The organism is Acetobacterium sp., assembly GCF_041752335.1.
Lineage (GTDB): Bacteria > Bacillota > Clostridia > Eubacteriales > Eubacteriaceae > Acetobacterium.
Map to the genome: position 1 here is coordinate 65,809 of NZ_JBGSHG010000029.1, position 18,194 is coordinate 84,002.

Genomic DNA, 18,194 nt, shown 5'->3' on the forward strand with positions numbered 1-18,194 from the left:
CTCCCATCCCCCGACCTGGTCGGGAAAGTCATCACTTTTGATTATTCTGATAATCCTTAATTAAATCATACCATTATTCCGCCAAAATTGCATCTGGTTTGATTTCGAATAACAGGATTCAAGCGCTTTAAGCGGGTCGAAAAAAAGACATGCCCGGCCATTGGCAGAAGCATGTCTTTTCGTTGTTTCTTAACTTTTTTTGATAGAGCTGTTTGGCTATTGCGGTTTTTGACCACCCTGGGGTTGACCCTGACCACCCTGTCCGGGTCCGCCCATTCCGGTCTGACCGTTGCTGGTGACCATATCCGTCAGCGGGATTTCCACCGTCTGGCTGCCGCTGGTCAAGGTATAGGTCGATCCCTGGACCAGGTCCGGGGTGCTGATCACCACCGATTGATAGGCTTTATCTGGCGTATAGGCAACCACCTTCTGACCACTGGCATCGGTTAATTTAATTTCGGTCCCGGCCGCACAGCTCGATGTGAGGTTATAAAGCAATGACGCTTGCGTTGAGGTTTCTGAAAATGACTGAGCCATTCCGGTACTGCCGGCAATAACAACGGTTCCGCCACTGACATCAGCGGTGCCATTATAATCAAGGGCGCCATTGCCGTTGTTGGTGGGGCCACTGACTGTCACCGTGCCGCCGGAGATATAGAGATTGCCGTTGCTATCCAGTCCATCACCCGATGCGTTGACATCAATGGTTCCGCCAGAAATTGAAACATAGACGTTCGCATCATTTTCCATGGCCGCACCGCCGCCTTTTCCGCCAGTATCCGTTTCAGCGGCACTGGCACTGGCGCCATTAAACCCGTCATCCGATGAAATCAGGTCAATGGTTCCGCCTTCTACAATGATCGCTGTCCCTTCAATCCCCTCGGTACTGTTTTTAACTGTGATCGTCCCGCCGCAAATGTAAACATAACCTTTTGTGTTATCATCGGCATTCTTCGAGGTAATCCCCTTGCCTGCTGACGAATCGATGGTAATCGCGCCGTCTTTGATTTTGACACTGTTTTTGCCGCTAAGGGCATCATCAGCCGAGGTAATATTATAAATTCCTCCGGTAATGACCAGATCATCCTTTGACACAATCCCATGGTTATCTTTTGTTATTATATTCAGGCTACCTTCACCATTGATGGTCAAATCCGCTTTGCTGAAAATAACCGCATCGACATTATTTTCATCGGTCTGCACATAGGCACCACCGTCGGTTAAGGTATTGACCGTATTGGCGTTCACGGTGACAAAGACCTTGTTGGCACTTTTTACATAAATGGGAGCACTGTCGGTACAATTGATGGTCGCACCACTTAGCACAATCTGAATCTTATCGGTATCGGCTGCTGCTACCACAATCTGCCCGTCAGTCAGATTCCCGGTAACCACATAGGTCCCTTCTTTGGTGATGGTCAGGACCCCGTCACTGGCAGTGGCGCCATCACCGGTTACCTTGATATTACTGCCATCCAGGGTTACCTGAACCGCATTCGTATCATCATAGCTTGTTTCCAGATCCCGGTCGGTAAATTCCGGATCGATGACAATTGTCGAGGTGGGTGAGACCACGGCACTTAACACCGCGGTAGTTTCTGTCACCGCAGCGGCGGTGGTTTCTGTTGTAGTTTTAGCCTTGTCATCGGAATTTGAACTGCATCCGGTAAACAATACCATGATGATAAATAAAAATGGGATGAAAATCTTTAGTCTTTTCATTGAACTTCCTCTTTTCGCTCTCTTTGTTAAGATATTCTTGTGAAGCGTTTTATTGATTTCTACCTTGTTCTCAAACAATTAGGAATTAGATTCAGCATCGCAATGGGAATCTGATGATTTCCTGGAGTGCCCGCTTCTTTTATTCTATTATAAGCGGACTATGTGATGATTATATGGATAAAAGCTGTTTTTTTATTGAAATGAGAGGCCTTCCATTTTTCAATGATTGATTCTTTTTAAGGGGGATAAGAAAAAAACTCCACTCCAACGCTGTTACATTGTTTTTTTGCAAAGCTTACTTGACATTTTATGCAAAGCAAACTATACTAATTATGCAAAGTATACTATGCATATCAATAGAAGGTGCAAAATGAAAACACGAATCAAAGAATTACGAAAAGAGCGAAAACTATCCCAGGAAGAACTGGCGCTGGAAGTGGGCACGACCAGACAGACCATTACCTCCATCGAAGTGGGTAAATATACTGCTTCGCTGGTGCTGGCCTATAAAATCGCCCACTATTTCGGGCTGACCATTGAAGAAGTTTTTGACTTTTCAGAAGAAAATGAACTTTAGGAGGAAAAATGATGGAAAAATTTAAAAAGAAGGTTAAACAAAGAATTGCCATATCTTCGGGAATGGCCTTGGTAACATTGGTATTGGGGTTTTATAGTATCTATTCGATAGTGATTACCGACCACTCAACAGCAACCCACTCTGACGGTTTTGTCGCCGGATTCCAGTTTGGATTGATCGTCAGTATTTTGGGATTCTCGGTGTTTGATATCATCAAGCTGAGCCTGGCGATTAATGATGAAACTAAACTAAAGATATTGTACAATAAGGAAAATGATGAACGGTTAAAAGCCATCCGCAATAAAGCCGGTGCACCAATGATAATCATTACCTCCGTCCTTATGGTGCTTGCTGCCATTATTGCCGGATATTTTAACATTGTTGTTTTTTATACGCTGGTCGTCGCTGTAGCTGCCCAACTGTCAGTCAGCGCTGTGGTCAAGCTCTATTGTATGAAAACCATGTAAGGGTTAGTGATCGATGATGAAAAAAAGTCTTTTATTTCCAGTAACCGTTTTGATCATGATCCTCTGTCTGGGCTTGATGGCCATTGACCAAATGATTTTTTTTCTGCCTGATTGGGCCGTGCGCAGCATTGGTTTGCTGATGCTGGTCAATCTGCCGGTACTGGTGTATTCCCGGGTAAGATTGAAAAAAACCATCAATAAAAAGAAATGGAGCCGATGAAATGAAACCAACGATGCGAAAAGAACTGAAAATCGGACTTTTGCTATTTGCCATTTTTAATCTCATTAATTTTATCATCAAAAATCTGCTTCCCGAGATACCCGTCCTGCATTTTATCCTTGGGGGATTGGCTGGTCTAGCCTTGTGCCAGATTATTATTGGCATCTTACCTGCAGCCACTTACTTAAAACTGAAAAATTTTAAAAGAAACTGAGAAAAACCCCTCAACAAAATAATTGTTGCGGGGTTTTTCTGCAATTAAATATGACGGAGCAAGCTTTTTTTCCTTATTTAACTAGCTTTAACCAAGGACTCTTGACCTCCACCCAGATCCACATCTTCTTCATTGTAAATGTCATCATTTTCAGCCAAACAGTCGCCCACCGCAAAATTGAGAGCTGCCAATTGATAATGAGCTGACTTATACGTGCTGAATCCACCCGCCAGATTATAAATATTGGTAAACCCGTGATTCTGAAGAATCCGGATGGCCAGATAGGCCCGCTGACCCACCTGACAGGTCACATAAATGGGTTCATCTTTGGAAACCGGAATTTCGCTGAGACGATCCCGGAGGGTATCCAGTTCGATATTCACTGCCCCTTTAATGGCACCGTTACTGACTTCTGAGGCGTTTCGCACATCCAGAAGGAAACCACCATCGGCAATAAGCTGATCAATTTCATTCCACTGGACGGTTTTGTATACCCCATCCAGAATATTTTCGGCGATATACCCCAGAATATTCACCGGATCTTTGGCTGATGAGAAAGGTGGCGCATAAGCAAGTTCAAAGTCCTGAAGATCCAGTACGGTGGACCCCATTTTCATGGCCGCGGCAATCACATCAATCCGCTTTTCCGTGCCCTCCTGACCGACAGCCTGAGCTCCCAGAATTTTCAGGGTTTTGGGATCATATAATAATTTCAAGGCAATACTGACGGCATGGGGATAGTATCCGGCATGATTGGCCCGATGCGCCAGCACCACCTGATAATCCATCTTTTTCATATCCAGCTGCGCGGCGTTATTGCCCGTTGTGGCAATGGTCTTACTGAACACCTTAGCCACCGCCGTTCCCTGAATGCCGACATTGCGGATTTTTTTACCGTTGATGTAATCCGCCACCAGACGTCCCTGGCGGTTAGCCGGCCAGGCCAGTGGTATGGCAGTCTGGGTTTTGGTGACAAAATCGATGACTTCCACCGCATCGCCAATGGCAAAAATATCGGGATTTATCCCGCCGGTCTCAGCATCAAAAACCTCATAGTTTTCTGAAGTGACAATATGTCCCCGGGGACCTGTTTTCAGATTGGCACTTTTAGCTAAAGCGTTTTCCGGTACCACCCCGATGGCGAGAATCACCAGATCCGCCTGAAGCACCTGGCCGCTTTCCAGCACCACTTCACTGCCTCCATTCTGGAAATGATCGACCCCATCTTCCAGGATCAGATTAACACAATTGGCATTAATTTCATGATGGACCAGTTGCGCCATTTCAAAGTCCAGCGGCTTCAATACCTGATTCATTTTTTCCACCAGGGTGACATTGATACCCAGCTCCTGGAGATTTTCTGCCATTTCAATGCCGATAAAACCACCCCCGATAACCACCGCCCGTTTGACCTGGCCACTATCCACTACCGCTTTGATCTTATCGGTATCGGGAATATTTCGCATAATCAATACATTTTTGGCTTCTGCCAGTCCGGGAATGGGTGGCGCAATGGGTTTTGCCCCGGGTGAAAGAATCAGTTTGTCATAGCTTTCCGTATAGACTGCTCCAGTTTGATGATTTTTTACCTTAACCGTTTTTAACACCGGATCAACTGCAGTAACCTCGCTGAAATTACGGATATCAAGGTTATAACGTTTTGACATGCCTTCCACAGTTTGAACCAGTAATTTCTGACGGTCCGTAATCACGTTCCCAATATAATAGGGTAATCCACAATTGGCGAATGAAATATATTCATCCCGTTCAAACAAAATAATCTGATCTTCTTCACTTAAACGACGCAGTCTGGCTGCTGCGGTAGCTCCGCCGGCAACACCACCAACAATTAGTATTTTTTTCATCGAAATATCTCCTTAAAAATTAAAAAACGACTTTGTTTGTTTATTATTTAACGTAATTAAATCTTAGCAGATTCCAATTTCAATCTCTGTGATTTCATCACATAAGAATTTAAAATTGGCAAAAAAATAAAACAACCGGAATCTTCGCTATTCCCAATTGTTTTATTAATGGTGGATGTATTTTAAATTTAGTGCAATCATTCTGATTAACTCGCGATCCGATTTAAACGGCTTCTTCCATCAGATCCATTCCGCAGCAAGATATCCCCTTCTGAGATTTCTGTTTTTTACGCTTTTTCATTTCTTTATAGGCAAACTTGCTGCCTTTTTTACAGCCATCATCTTTTACCATCAAGACCGAAAGCCCTTCCATTAGCAGGGTCATTTCACATTGACGGGGACAGGTAGTGCAGGTGAGTTTAATTTCGCTGACTCCATCCTCCTGACAGATTACCGCTTTTTCTTCTTTTAAATGTGTGTTGATCATTAGCTTGGACCTCCAAAACCTTTGCTCAAAAAACAGCTTGAATTCGACGTCACGACCATTGTTTGCTTTGAACGCCGTTGTTCTCTGGCCGCTTTTAGTAAATTTATACCTTTTCTAAATTATAACACAAAACACAAAGATTGTTAAATAAATAACTAATGAGAACGTTATCTGTTTTTAAGGCTTAATTTTTTTCAGATTCCCAGTTTCGACGACCATCCTCGATTAAAAGACCAAGGAATAAGAATTGCGTCCCCTAAAATCATGGCCGATAAACAATCCTAAATTTATTCTCGCCATGGATGCCCACGTCTGCAACAACTTTTTCGGGATTAAAATTGTCCACATCCTGAATTTTCTGCTGATATAAGCTTTTAATTAAAAAATCCCCACCTGCCAGTGCGTGTTCCACTGATCGGTGGGAATCCTATGGTTTGCTCGTATTTTTCTTTACACAATCACCCGAACCGCAAAGCTCTCTTGGCACTCCGGACATTTGACCATATGTTTACCCCGTTTAATGGGCAGCTTCAGGGTTTTCTTACAATGGGGACATTTCCGGTAACGATGAACCCGAATTTCTTTAATCCGCCGAAAAAAGATCCGGCCTTCTTTTTTCACGGGGTTCCATAGTTTCAGGAACTTTTCGTTTTCCATCCGCCGGCGGCTGATATTTCGGGAAAAACCCCGTAACACCATTAATAGGATCACGCCGTTTGATGCGATCATCAGGATCGTTGAATTGACCATCATATTGATCATCATCAATCCAAGAGCCAGAAATAAGCCGGCATAGTAAAGCTGATCAATGCCGTAACGGCCGATCATGAAGCGAATCAGCTTATTTTTAAAACTTTCCATCGATTGTCTCCTAATCTGTTTACACACAGGTTCTAAAATATTAACCCTAAAAACGAAAGCAAAAACTGAATCGCGTAAAAGCCAATAAACAACTTAACAATCGTACCCAGCGGCGAAAAATTTGATGCCCGCCGACCGCTCCCACCAAACCAGCTGCGTCGGCCACTCATTTGGTTCAGGAGATTTTGATATTCGCTATTATCCGGTTCCATCTCAACAGCCATGCGGGCATGCTCCCGGGCAATATCCCGGTAACCCAGGCCATAGTTGGCGATGGCACTGTAAAAATGCCATTGGGCGTTGCGATCCGCCAGATGCTTGAGAACATTGAGTGCTTGTTCATAATTCCCCATATTGATATAGTTTGCCGCTGCTTCAAAACTGTAGGCCTGCCGCTGGCTGGCATACGCCCCAAAAATCCACTCAAAGGGATCAAAACCTTCAAAAGGATCGGCCTGACCGGTACGACCAGCGCTGCTGGCATAGCGATAGGTATAGGTTCTGGTTTGTCCCGCATGGCCTGGTTGATAGGGACTGGCGGTGCCATGAGCATTGCCATAAACATAATTAGCCTGGCCGCTCTTGATCAAATCATAGGCCGCATTGACCTCGCTCATTTTCCGGGCGGCTTCCTGATTGCCCGGATTCAAGTCGGGATGATATTGCTTCGCCAGTTTTTTATATGCTTTTGAGACGTCCTCATCGCTGACATCGTGAGGAACCCCCAAAACTTGATAGGGATCCAAATTCATTGTGACTCCACCTTATCTGCAAATTTATTTCTAAAATTAATCGTGGAATGATTGTACCCCTAAATGTTTAGGTTTTGTTTAAACAATTGAACAAAAGTTTTTCACGGGATCATAATTCCCCATGAAATATAAACTGCCACAAAAAGATGACCGTCTTATCGTCATCTTTTTGTGGCAGTTAACCTATCAAATCGCTGTCATTTATCGTTTTTGTGACAAAATCCCAATCGTGGACCGACCAGGTAACACAAAATAATTATCCCCCAGGGTCACGCCGATTTTGGTGGTTTCACCGGCAAACATGTCAAAGAGCCGTTTCTGTTCTACTGTTGACCATTCTTCACCGTTTCCCGGAACGTAGTCCTGAACCATTGGCCAGCACAATTCTTCTTTCACCGCATCGGCCACAAACACTTTACCGGTATTGACCAGCAGATTCATGATCTCGTCGATCATAAAAAGATCCATGGAGTCTTTCAGGGTTTTGGAATAATCATCCAGCTCAGTACCGACCGTAACAATATAGGGGAAAACCGGCTCGCCCTGCTCGACATAACCCCTGAGCAGCTGACTTTCAAAGGGCACCCCATTGATTTTAACCGATTCATCCGTTTTTTCGGTGGCCTCAGCTTGAAAGTAAATCGCCTTAGGTCTGGCAATCTGCTCCACCATTTCATAAATGGGCTCCAGCATATCCAGCATCGCTTCGTTGCCTCTTAAATGCAGTTCCTTATCCAGCGTTTCGATATCGTAGGAAAAGGGGAATTTTTCAAAAATTTTAAAATCCATTTTGCTTTCTCCAATCTTTTTGTCTTTTTTCCTGAATATACCCATCTTTCACGAAAATATTAAATGAAAGTAAATTTCCAACGAAAAATAAATCTTCTCAAACCAAAAAGTTACTTAGTTTTGATTATTCATTTCGATACTTTGCATTTGAAAATCCAGCAATGAATTTTTGTTGAATTGAAAATTATTCTTTTTATGCCAATTGCATCTGTGATAAAATGATTTTACCAACTTTTGTGAAACGCTTTACAGAAGCAAAATAAAACTACGAGGAGTGAACTAAGTGATGAAAAGAAAACTACTGCCCTTATTGCTCGTCTGCGCCCTGCTGTTAAGCGGCTGTGCAACGACAGATTCCAGCAACGGCAAAGCTGATCCCCTTTCTGATGCGACCACCACACTGCAAAAAGAAATGGACGAGATTCAGACGATGTTGGAAGAAATTGGAACGAGTGTCGGAAGAAGTCCTGCCGGTGATGAAAAAGCCTACTCGCTGTTGAATGAAAAACTTAACAGCAAACCTTATTTCTTCGATATTCTGGTAACTGATGCCGATTCCAATGTGACCCAGGTTGCCACGAAAATGGACACCCCCTTTATCGGTCTCAATTTAAAAAGTATCAACCGTCATCCCGAACTGTTTGTGGATACCCCGGCGATGGTCATTAAATCCCACATCTCAAGTGATGACTCCCCCTATCTCTATGCTTCAGTGCCGATCAAAAACGGCGGTTGGGTGATTGCCTACATTGATCCCTATACCTTTGGGGCTGAACTCAGCAAGCTGACAATCGGACAGAATCTCGATCTTGGCGTCATCGACACCAACGGAACCAATGTCTACACCAGCAATATGACCGAAATTGGTAAGAATATCTTAACTGATCCTATCTACAGCAGTTTTGTTGAGCTTCAAACCCTGATCAAAAATAAAATGATCCCCAATGCCCAGGGCGAAGGAACCTACACTTATAATGCCGCTGGTACCAATGAGCCGGTGCAGAAGCAAGTAAAATGGGACACAGTTAACGCCTTTGGCTCGGATCTGCGGATTTATGTCAATTCCGAACCCGGGGCCGGTGAACCCGCAACCACCGATGGTGACCTGCGTCAGTTTACCGACGAGGAATTATCCTGGCTGGATACCGCCAGTACCCTGATCTATGATGAATTTACAAATCTTGAAACGCTCACTAAAACGGCGGTGACCGCCTATCAGCAATCCGGTGAGGATAGTGAAGCCTTCTCAAGCGCCTTGGTCGCCATCTCAAAGGATAGTCCGATCGCCAAAAATGTGGCTTTTGTCAATAATAAAAATATCATTACCAACGCCTACCCCACCTATTTCAAAGGGATTTCATTTGATCTCTATGATAAAAACATTCCCGCCATCAGCCAAAACAAACAGCCTTTTATCACCGAAATGACCTTTGCCGATCATCCGTCTCCGGCAACGCAGCTTTTAGCTTTTGTGACCCCCGTAGAAAAAGATGGCCAGATTGCCGGATACATTGTGGCCCAGGTACGTCTCTATGATTTTGCTGCCTATCTGACTAATCTGGAAAGCATTGGCGAAAATGTGAATTTCATGCTGGTCAACAATGATGGCACCATTTTGTATGACGGTGACATCACTGAAATTGGCATGAACACTTATGAAGATGACCTTTACTCCGAAGGAACTCTAAGTGACTACATTCACAATGAATTCAAACCTAACCGGGAAGGCCAGTCTGAATATGAATTCTATGGTGCCGGGATGACGGAAATCATACCCAAGCGGGTCGTCTGGAAAACCATGACCTTCATGTGGAATGACTTTAAACTCAGTATGAATTCGGAGTGGAAGCCGGCAGAATAACAAACCCATCCATTCTTTTATGCTTTTACCATGACACTTGCCAAAAACAAAAGCCGGTTCAAAGCGGACAGAGTTATTCTTCCGCTTTGAACCGGCTTGGCTGGTGTTAGTGTTCAATCAGACTAGATTTTGTTAATGGCATTAACCGGATAGGCTTCAATATACCCGCGGTAGCCCATCGGCACCAGCTGGAATCGCGGTGCTGCTTCCTGCGCCCATTGGTAGCCGTAAACGGTTGGATCAAAGCGTTTAACATGTTCCCAGATCGCATCAATTTCGGCCATAAAATCGGTATCGTCATAAGGTTCGCCTTGAAACACCATCATCGTGCAGGGGGGCAGCTCAATCAGCTCATAACCCTCCGGAATGACATTGGCATAATCCAGAGGCACCTCCACTCCCTGAACATACTGGGACGTACCTTTCCGGATAAGATGCTTAGGCAGCCACATTCCGATGGGCTCATATAAGGCTTCCTTCACACTGGTGAGCACTGACCAGATCTCACAACCGACTTCTTCACAATAAGCAAAATACTCGGTTGCTTTGACGCCCCGTTTTAACAGCAGCTTCCGGGCCGGTCGTTCAATCACCTGGACAAACACGGTACGGGAATTTTGTTGTTCCTTCATTTTTTTCTCACTCATTTTTTTCTCTCCTTTATGCATGGACTGGTAGGTGTCGAAAACTTTCTGAGGCATAAATAATTGGATTGGCGGTGTCTGCCGACCATATTTGCTGGGGGCCATCCCAAATTCCCGGGAGAATGCCCGGGTAAAGCCTTCATGGGAATCGAAGACAAAATCCATCGCCACATCGACAATCTTCATCTCCCCATCCCGTAGCAAAAGCGCCGCCTTGGTGAGCCTTAACGCCCGGATATAATCAAAGGGGGCTTTCCCGACCACTTCTTTAAACAGCCTGGCTGCATGCCAGGGCGAATATCCGGCCGCATTGGCCAGTTCTTTCAAGGTAATCTTCCGGGTAAGATTGATTTCGATATAGTCCTGCATCCGCTGCACGGCCCGAAAAATCTGTGCCTCTTCCATTTTTCTCACCTCCCTTGTCTTTATTCTAGACCATCAAGGAGCAAATTGCTTGACTGCCCTTGCTAAAAGCATTCATTATATGAGGAGTAATTGGGATAATGATCTAGCTGATCTCATTAAGCGCGGAGATATGACAAAAGACATCAGTGATCGCCGCTCCTGATCAGCCATTGTGCGATAAATTTATTCTAATCACGATTCTGCTTAGAAAAACTTCAGGATCTCATCTGCCGCTTTACGGGGCGGCATTCTGGCTTCCTGGGCGGCATAACCCACCGCAATTACCGCTACGATGATCTCATCGTCACTGATGGTCAACATTTCCCGGATTTTATCAGCATCCCGAATTCCCATAATCAGCGTATCCAGGCCCAAATCTCTGGCTTTTAAAATCAAATTTTCATTGTGCAGACCCAGATCATAAAAACCCCAACCGTTTCCCAATTCATTAGTTGGTTCACCGTCCGGATTGAATCCCGAGGCATTTTCAACGAAGGTGGTGACAATCAGCAACGGTGCATCAGCAGCGTTTTTGGCATTAAAGGGCGGCAGACATTCCGCTTTGAACTGACTCACCAGTGCCTCTGATTGGATGCAATAATACCGGGCGGTCTGCGAGTTTTTCCAGGACGGGGCCAGAATTGCCGCTTCAATCATCGCTTTGACGGTGGCTTCATCCACCTTTTTCGAAGCGTCATAATTTCTCATACTTCTTCTTGTTTCAATTGCTTTTTGAAATTCCATAATAACCTCCCATTTACTTTGATACCTTATTATACTCCTATTTTGAAACCACGCATTAAACATTTATCCTTTTTCTCGATAAGCAGAATGCCCTAATTATCCAGCATTAATCTGCTATTGTGCATTCCCATGCCACTACTATTATTTTAACCAAAACTGTTATTGAAACCCCTAAACGGGTATCAATGAAGCAAAAGAAAAGGGGAGGTTTTATAATGACGACGTCAAGAATCAAAATATTCATTTTACTTATGGCTATCATGATTTCCGCGTCAGTCTTTATGGCTGGCTGTAGTCAACAAAGCACCCAGGATACGGGTGGCGGAACCGACGGAGCTGATAGCACTGCTGCTTTGGAAAAAATTTACACTTTTTATGACAAGGTCCAACTTGGACAGACAAAAGCAGAGGTGGATACAGCCTTAGGTGTAACGGCTAAAGAACCTATGGCCGATATATTCCAGTACACCGACAAAAACGGAAATGGCGTCATGATTGGTCTGAGCTCAGCTTTTTCACAAGACGGAACATCAAAATTTGTTTTTGATAAGCGCGTTGAGGGTTTGGAAGCTTACCTTATCAAACTGCCAGATGACAAACGAATCACTGCTGAGCAGGCACAAAGTATTACCGAAGGGATGACCTATGAGGAAGTCAAAGCTAAACTCGGAGGCGAAGGTTATGAATTGAACTCGACTCAAGGCTTCGAAGGCAAACCAGAAATTACCAGAGTCTGGATGAAAAAAGGGATATCGATGTTAACCGTTAAATTCTCTGGTCCGGATGGAACGGATACCGCTAAAATAATCGTTGATTTATAAAAATCTTAAATTATGAATACCCTGAAAAGATGAGAATCATATTCAATACTGCCGATAAAAAACCGGATAAATAGCAGTTTTTCCGGTTTTTTATGATTCCTTTTGATTAACAGGTACTCTGCTCGCAATAATTTTTTGGATTAAATCACAGGGTATTCATCTATTTTTGACATTGCGATCGGGACAATTTCAGCCTATCTTCTTGTGCTCATTCATTCCTCGGCTGATAACAATATTCATAGCCGATAAGATCTTTTGAATCCTGGTTACCCTTCTTTTTTGGGTTCCGTATCCGCAAAGAGATTGATAAAACTGCATTGTTTTTCACCAACAATCGCTTCGCGGTTAAGATCAACCCGGTTTTCTGATATAATTTTCAGGGCTGTTTCGGTGGAATAAAGAAAGTCCGTTGCCTGATCTGCTGGAATCACCACTGGCATGCGGTTGTGAATCTGTGCCACCAATTTTATTGGAGATTTTGTCATAATCAGAAACTCATCAAAGCCCTCTGTCTGTCCATGAAAGAAGCCCCCGAGATAAATCAACTCGTCGACACCGGTAAACCGGAACTTCTCTTTTTTCTCATTCCATTCATAAAAGCCCACCGCCGGAATCAAACAACGGCGCTTTAAAAAGTCATCCCGGAAAGCGATTTTTTCCAATACCGTTTCCGAGCGGGCATTAATCAATAGGGTCTTTTTCCTAAAATGCCGATGATACCCCCATTTCTTCAGCTTCAGATCCATTCCCTGATGATCCGGCCGAGGCGCATAAACCGGCGCCAGATCGGTGGGATAAATATCCCCCTTTTCTATCGTCGTTTGATACTTCTGATTGACTTCTTCAACGATTGCCTTGATCGCTCTTTCCTCTTTATCGGAATATAGCATATAACGTCCACACATTTTTATTCCCCCATTTTCCAGCTTGCTGAATTAAGTTAACACCCATGATCCTGCAGCTGAACCAATCCAAGAACCGCAAAACTTGAGGATGTCATTCAAATCTTTAAAAACGTAATGTGATTTTCACAGCTGCCATGGTGATAAATTGTTAGAGCTACCCCATGCAATGACCCAAACCGTGATTCAATCTTGGTTCTGATCCGACTGATCTACATCTCCGTCGCAATGATTATGACTTCATCGATGGTATACCCGGCGACGTTTGTAAAGTTGGCATAATTCCGCTTTAGCTTTTTATAAAGCTTTTTCGTATAAACCATTCTAAACGGCAGATGTTTTTCGATGGCCTTGATGTATTCTTTACTATAATAATCCTGGTTTTGTGAAATAGCTTCAAATATCAGGAGAATCAGGTTTTTCTGTAAAAAGAGTTTCATTTTACGAGATTCCTCATGATCAAGATCTTCATCTAAATCTGCCATTATCATATTTAAAAAATCAAACAAAGCATTGGTTAGCTTATCCAACGGCCACTTTTTTAAAGTTACCGAAAAAATGGTCATCTGTCCATTCTCCCGATCCTCTTTGGCATCCTGTAAATCATCACATAATTGAAGCAGGACGCCATACGCAAAGACAAAATCCATCTGCGCATCAGAAAGTCTGCCATTTACTAAATAGGCATCTGCCAGCACCGATGCCCCGCCTTTCTCAGCACTTATTCCCAAGACATCTTTTTCGTAAGGGGAAGTCATCTCATTATGCTGCATTAGGCTATTATATTGCGCATCGTGAATAGCTAAGAGACTTTCATATAACTCTTTAAAATCCGCTCTACTATATTGGCTCTCAATCATCCCCACAAAATTAAATAAGGCCGCTTCGTAGGCGTTATTCGCTTCTATTTGATCCCCTTCTAACCGGCTTCTAAAGCGTTTACTGACCTGTTGTTTATCCTCCAAGGATACTTCCGGGTCGTCTAAATAATTATCGGTATACGGATAAAGCATACTATAAGCAAAAATTGAAGGGGTATACTCGACCTTGACCTGAAACAAAACCTGAAGCAGATTCATGATCCAGACATTTCTGAGGGCTTGCAGCATGTTGTCCAATTTTATCTCTGCGTTAAACGCTTTTACCCTGCCAATAAACTGATGCGTTACGGTGGGAAGGGCTTCGGCAAAGTCTTGATTAATTGACTCTTCTGTAAAACCCGACTGTTCGGCAAAGTTTTTTATCAGTGCCCATAAGGTATTTTTCCAGGCCGTTTGCAGATCTTTCTTCTTAGGACATTGCTTTAAATGCGAAAAAAGATCATTGATAAACTGATTCATATCCTTTTCACGGATCCTTTTTTCTTTAATGCTAATCACTTCGCCCAAAACAGGAAAACACTTGTCAGTGCTCCACCATCGCTTGATATTTTTACACTTAAGCTTTTCTATCATTTCATCTACAACAAAATTATCCAAAATTCCTCCCTAGTTAAATCCAACCACTGTTTCTTGTGCTGTTGGGCATTCTTTACTCCGCCAAATTATTAAATTGGCTATTATACAAATCAGCATAAAAGGTACCCGCAGCCAGCAATTCCTGATGGGTTCCCTTTTCAACAATGGTGCCGTTTTTCATTACCAGAATCAGATCCGCTGACTTGATGGTGGAAAGTCGATGGGCAATAACAAAGCTGGTTTTTCCCTTCATACTCGAAAGCATCGCTTTTTGCACCTGCAATTCAGTTTTGGTGTCAACGCTGGAGGTCGCTTCATCCAGAATCATCAGGGCCGGATTGGCCAGCATCGCGCGGGCAATGGTCAGCAGCTGCATTTGCCCTTGGGAGACCGTTCCTTCTTCATTGGAGATCACCGTATCGTAGCCTTCTGACAAAGTCCTTATAAAATGGTCACAGCGGGCCGCCTTGGCCACCTGAATAATCTCTTCCCGGGTGGCATCCATCTTGCCATAAGCAATATTCTCGGCAATCGTGCCTTTAAAGAGCCAGGTATCCTGAAGCACCATTCCGACCATCCGCCGGAGACCGCTTTTGGACAGGTCGTTAATATCAATCCCATCGACTTTGATGGTGCCGCCATCCAGTTCGTAGAACCGCATCAATAGATTGACCAGGGTGGTCTTGCCGGCACCGGTAGGCCCGACAATGGCCACCATCTCGTTTGGTCTGACGGTAAAGCTGATGTCCTCCATTAAGAGTTCATCGGGATGATAACCAAAGCGGACATGTTCAAAAGCCACCGCCCCATCCGGTTGGATAATCTGTTTGGGCGTGCTGGTTTCAGGCACCTCTTCGGGTTCGTCCAGAAATTCAAAAACCCGTTCTGCCGATGCCAGGGCGGCCTGCATCGAGTTGATAAAGTAGGAAGACTGGGTAATCGGGTCGGCAATCTGATTGACATACTGCAAAAAAGCCTGCACCGTTCCAATCGTCATCGTGCCATTAATGGCAAAAATCCCCCCCACAATGGCCGTTACCACAAAACTCAGCTGGGTCAGAAAGCGGATCGCCGGATAGATGGCATAGATCACGAATTGTGATTTTTTGTTGGCTTGATACTGGCGCTCGCTCAACTCCCGCTCAGTTTTGATGACCTGCTCCTGCTGGTTAAAACTTTTGATAATCAGGTTGCCGGTATAATACTCTTCGATTTTTCCGTTTAATTCTCCTAACACCTTCTGATTTTCATAGAAAATCGCCAGCGTTTTTCCGGAAATCCATTTGGTCGCAAAAACACTCAGCGACATCGTGGTTATGATGATCACGGCCATGACGGGGCTTAGGATAAACATAATAACAATGCTGAAAGCAAGATTACAAAGCGCATTAGTAAACTGCAAGGCCCCGGTTTTTAGAATCTCGGCAATCTTATCGGGATCATTGGTGGTTCGGCTTAAAACCGCGCCGGTTTCATTGGCATCATAATAATGCAGCGGCAGTCTAGTGATCTTTTCACTTATTTTCTCCCGCAACGATAAGGCCAGCTTTTCACCCACACTGGCCATGGTATACTCCTGCAGAAAAGATATTGCCGCGCCAATCAGATAGGCCAGCCCCAACAATAACAGGGGCAGCCCCAGGATATCGGCTAACTGTTCAAAACTGCCACCGATGCCATTGCTGATGATGGCCTGAATCAGTTGATCCAGAGCTTTCCCCATAATAATGGGGGTAAAGGCATAAAGCCCGTTGCTGGCCACAGCGGCCAACAGAATGATCAGCAAGGCCCCTTTTTGTTTCAGCAGCAGCGCCATTAATCGTTTGGCCGAAGCCTTTGAGTTTTTGGGGATATCTTCCATTTCAGTCAGGTCTTCCGTTTCAGGCAGGCCTTCGCTATTAAGCGCTTGCTTATTTCCTTGTTGTGGTTTCTTTCGCTGTTTCTTCATAAACTGTCAGCCTCCGTTTCACTGAGCTGAGACGCAACGATTTCCTGATAAACGAGGCAGCTTTTCATCAGTTCCTCATGCCGACCGATACCGGCCATCCGGCCCGCATCCAGCACGATGATCTGGTCGGCGTCGATAGTGGTGCTGACCCGTTGGGCCACAATCACCATCGCCGCATCCGCCATCTCTTTTTTCAGTGCTTTTCTAAGTGCCGCATCGGTTTTAAAATCCAGGGCTGAAAAGCTGTCGTCAAAAATATATACCGGGGCTTTTTTTACCAGCGCCCGGGCAATGCACAACCGTTGCTTCTGGCCGCCGGAAAAATTGGTACCGCCCTGAGCCACCGGGCTTTGATAGCCTTCTGCCAGTTCGGTAACGAAGTCATGCGCCTGGGCGATTTGAGCAGCTTGTTCCAACTCTGCCGGGGTTGCCTGGCTGTTTCCCATCCGCAGATTGTCAGCAATGGTACCACTAAAGAGAATCGCCTTCTGGGGCACATAACTGATGGCTTCCCGCAGCTGATGCTGGGTCATCTGACGGATATCCGCCCCTTCCAGGGTGATCGACCCGCTGGCCACATCATAAAGACGCAGCATCAGACTGGCAATGGTACTCTTGCCTGAACCGGTGCCCCCGATAATGGCGGTGGTTTTACCCTGCTCACAAGAAAAGCTGATGCCCTCCAAAACCGACTCCTCCGCCCCCCGATAGGAGAAACTGACCTGATCAAAGACGATTTTTGCCCGATTATCCGGGTTTCGCAAGGCCTGCGGCTGGGTTTCATCTGCAATTTCCGGGATCGTATCCAATACCTCCTGGGTTCGATCCAGACAGGCCTTCATCTTCGGTAACATTACCATCACCATCGACGACATAATCAGTGCAATCAACAAGAGAATCGTATATTCTGAAACAGCGATAATGCCGCCGACTTGAATTTCGCCGTTGAGCACCAGAAAACTGCCAAACCATAACACCGCCACCATACTGATCCCGACAATCGACCAGATCAGCGGACTGAACACCGCAAAGGTCTTATTCAGGCGGATCACGTTGTCAGCATAATCTAAAAAAGCCTGATTGGTTCGTTTTCGTTCAAATTCCGAATTGTCAAAGGCTCGGATCACCCGAACCCCGGTAATCGCTTCACCCATGATACGATTAATGACGTCCAACCGTTTTTGAATGGTTTTCGAGATCGGGCTGGCTTTAATGAAGATAAGATAAATGGCCAACATAAAAACGACCATCGCAATGATGGGAATCCATACCAGTGATGAGCTCACGCCAATGGTCATGATAATCGCTGTTATCGCGATAATCGGTGCCGGTAAAATCATTTGGGCAAACATAATCACGGTCTGCTGAATGACCGTAATATCACTGGTCGCCCGGGTAATCATTGAAGCGGTACTAAAACGATTAAAATCGCGGATTGACAAGACTTGGGTTTTGTCA

The 18,194-nt window shown here is 44.6% G+C and carries 18 protein-coding genes; 6 read left to right on the plus strand and 12 right to left on the minus strand.

All coding sequences use genetic code 11. The features are described from left to right. Positions 1–216: 216 nt before the first annotated feature. The gene (locus ACEW8F_RS04080) at positions 217–1,722 is read right to left on the minus strand and encodes a carbohydrate-binding domain-containing protein (RefSeq protein ID WP_373482192.1); all 1,506 of its coding nucleotides are present in this window, start codon (positions 1,720–1,722) and stop codon (positions 217–219) included. 370 nt (positions 1,723–2,092) lie between these two features. Here ACEW8F_RS04080 and ACEW8F_RS04085 point away from each other — a divergent pair, with 370 nt between their 5' ends. From ACEW8F_RS04085 to ACEW8F_RS04100, 4 genes are read left to right on the plus strand one after another with little or no spacing between them, the layout of a single operon-like run. Continuing rightward, on the plus strand, positions 2,093–2,299 hold the full coding sequence (locus ACEW8F_RS04085; protein ID WP_373482193.1) for a helix-turn-helix transcriptional regulator: 207 nt from the start codon (positions 2,093–2,095) through the stop codon (positions 2,297–2,299). Between the two features lie 8 nt (positions 2,300–2,307). Beyond that, the gene (locus ACEW8F_RS04090) at positions 2,308–2,766 is read left to right on the plus strand and encodes a hypothetical protein (protein ID WP_373482194.1); all 459 of its coding nucleotides are present in this window, start codon (positions 2,308–2,310) and stop codon (positions 2,764–2,766) included. Positions 2,767–2,779: 13 nt separating this feature from the next. Next, positions 2,780–2,986, plus strand: coding sequence for a hypothetical protein (locus ACEW8F_RS04095; RefSeq protein ID WP_373482195.1), 207 nt, complete (start codon positions 2,780–2,782; stop codon positions 2,984–2,986). Between the two features lies 1 nt (position 2,987). Then, a complete protein-coding gene (locus ACEW8F_RS04100) occupies positions 2,988–3,200 on the plus strand; it encodes a hypothetical protein (RefSeq protein WP_373482196.1) in 213 nt (70 codons plus the stop codon). Positions 3,201–3,277: 77 nt separating this feature from the next. On the opposite strand, the gene ACEW8F_RS04105 is transcribed toward ACEW8F_RS04100, so the two are convergent. The 5 genes from ACEW8F_RS04105 to ACEW8F_RS04125 all read right to left on the minus strand — a co-directional run bounded on the left by ACEW8F_RS04105 (position 3,278) and on the right by ACEW8F_RS04125 (position 7,954). Next, complete coding sequence (locus ACEW8F_RS04105; protein WP_373482197.1) at positions 3,278–5,065, minus strand: FAD-dependent oxidoreductase; 1,788 nt, start codon at positions 5,063–5,065, stop codon at positions 3,278–3,280. 223 nt (positions 5,066–5,288) lie between these two features. Continuing rightward, a complete protein-coding gene (locus tag ACEW8F_RS04110; RefSeq protein ID WP_373482198.1) occupies positions 5,289–5,552 on the minus strand; it encodes a hypothetical protein in 264 nt (87 codons plus the stop codon). A 450-nt stretch (positions 5,553–6,002) separates the two neighbouring features. After that, complete coding sequence (locus tag ACEW8F_RS04115) at positions 6,003–6,413, minus strand: hypothetical protein (protein WP_373482199.1); 411 nt, start codon at positions 6,411–6,413, stop codon at positions 6,003–6,005. 32 nt (positions 6,414–6,445) lie between these two features. Beyond that, positions 6,446–7,165: a DnaJ domain-containing protein gene (locus tag ACEW8F_RS04120; protein WP_373482200.1), complete on the minus strand. Its 720-nt coding sequence runs from the start codon at positions 7,163–7,165 to the stop codon at positions 6,446–6,448. Positions 7,166–7,366: 201 nt separating this feature from the next. Beyond that, positions 7,367–7,954, minus strand: a complete 588-nt coding sequence (locus ACEW8F_RS04125) for a hypothetical protein (protein ID WP_373482201.1) — start codon at positions 7,952–7,954, stop codon at positions 7,367–7,369. 286 nt (positions 7,955–8,240) lie between these two features. Here ACEW8F_RS04125 and ACEW8F_RS04130 point away from each other — a divergent pair, with 286 nt between their 5' ends. Next, positions 8,241–9,815 (plus strand): hypothetical protein, encoded by a 1,575-nt coding sequence (locus ACEW8F_RS04130; RefSeq protein WP_373482202.1) that lies wholly within the window; start codon positions 8,241–8,243, stop codon positions 9,813–9,815. Positions 9,816–9,937: 122 nt separating this feature from the next. Here the strand turns inward: ACEW8F_RS04130 and ACEW8F_RS04135 are convergent, their stop codons facing one another. Both ACEW8F_RS04135 and ACEW8F_RS04140 read right to left on the minus strand, forming a co-directional pair. Beyond that, positions 9,938–10,864 carry a helix-turn-helix transcriptional regulator gene (locus ACEW8F_RS04135; protein WP_373482203.1) on the minus strand — a complete coding sequence of 309 codons (927 nt, stop codon included), beginning with the start codon at positions 10,862–10,864 and terminating at the stop codon, positions 9,938–9,940. Positions 10,865–11,068: 204 nt separating this feature from the next. Beyond that, positions 11,069–11,608 (minus strand): nitroreductase family protein, encoded by a 540-nt coding sequence (locus ACEW8F_RS04140; protein ID WP_373482204.1) that lies wholly within the window; start codon positions 11,606–11,608, stop codon positions 11,069–11,071. 215 nt (positions 11,609–11,823) lie between these two features. On the opposite strand from ACEW8F_RS04140, the gene ACEW8F_RS04145 reads away from it, so the two are divergent. Further along, a complete protein-coding gene (locus ACEW8F_RS04145; protein ID WP_373482205.1) occupies positions 11,824–12,429 on the plus strand; it encodes a hypothetical protein in 606 nt (201 codons plus the stop codon). A 266-nt stretch (positions 12,430–12,695) separates the two neighbouring features. Here ACEW8F_RS04145 and ACEW8F_RS04150 read toward each other — a convergent pair whose 3' ends face one another. From ACEW8F_RS04150 to ACEW8F_RS04165, 4 genes are all read right to left on the minus strand, one after another. Beyond that, positions 12,696–13,334, minus strand: coding sequence for an SOS response-associated peptidase (locus ACEW8F_RS04150; protein ID WP_373482206.1), 639 nt, complete (start codon positions 13,332–13,334; stop codon positions 12,696–12,698). Positions 13,335–13,543: 209 nt separating this feature from the next. After that, entirely contained in the window at positions 13,544–14,809 is a 1,266-nt protein-coding gene (locus ACEW8F_RS04155) for a hypothetical protein (protein ID WP_373482207.1), read from the minus strand. 52 nt (positions 14,810–14,861) lie between these two features. Beyond that, a complete protein-coding gene (locus ACEW8F_RS04160; RefSeq protein ID WP_373482208.1) occupies positions 14,862–16,736 on the minus strand; it encodes an ABC transporter ATP-binding protein in 1,875 nt (624 codons plus the stop codon). Then, positions 16,733–18,194 (minus strand): ABC transporter ATP-binding protein (locus ACEW8F_RS04165; protein WP_373482209.1); only part of this gene is annotated, 1,462 nt, incomplete at its 5' end. The genes ACEW8F_RS04160 and ACEW8F_RS04165, both read right to left, overlap by 4 nt.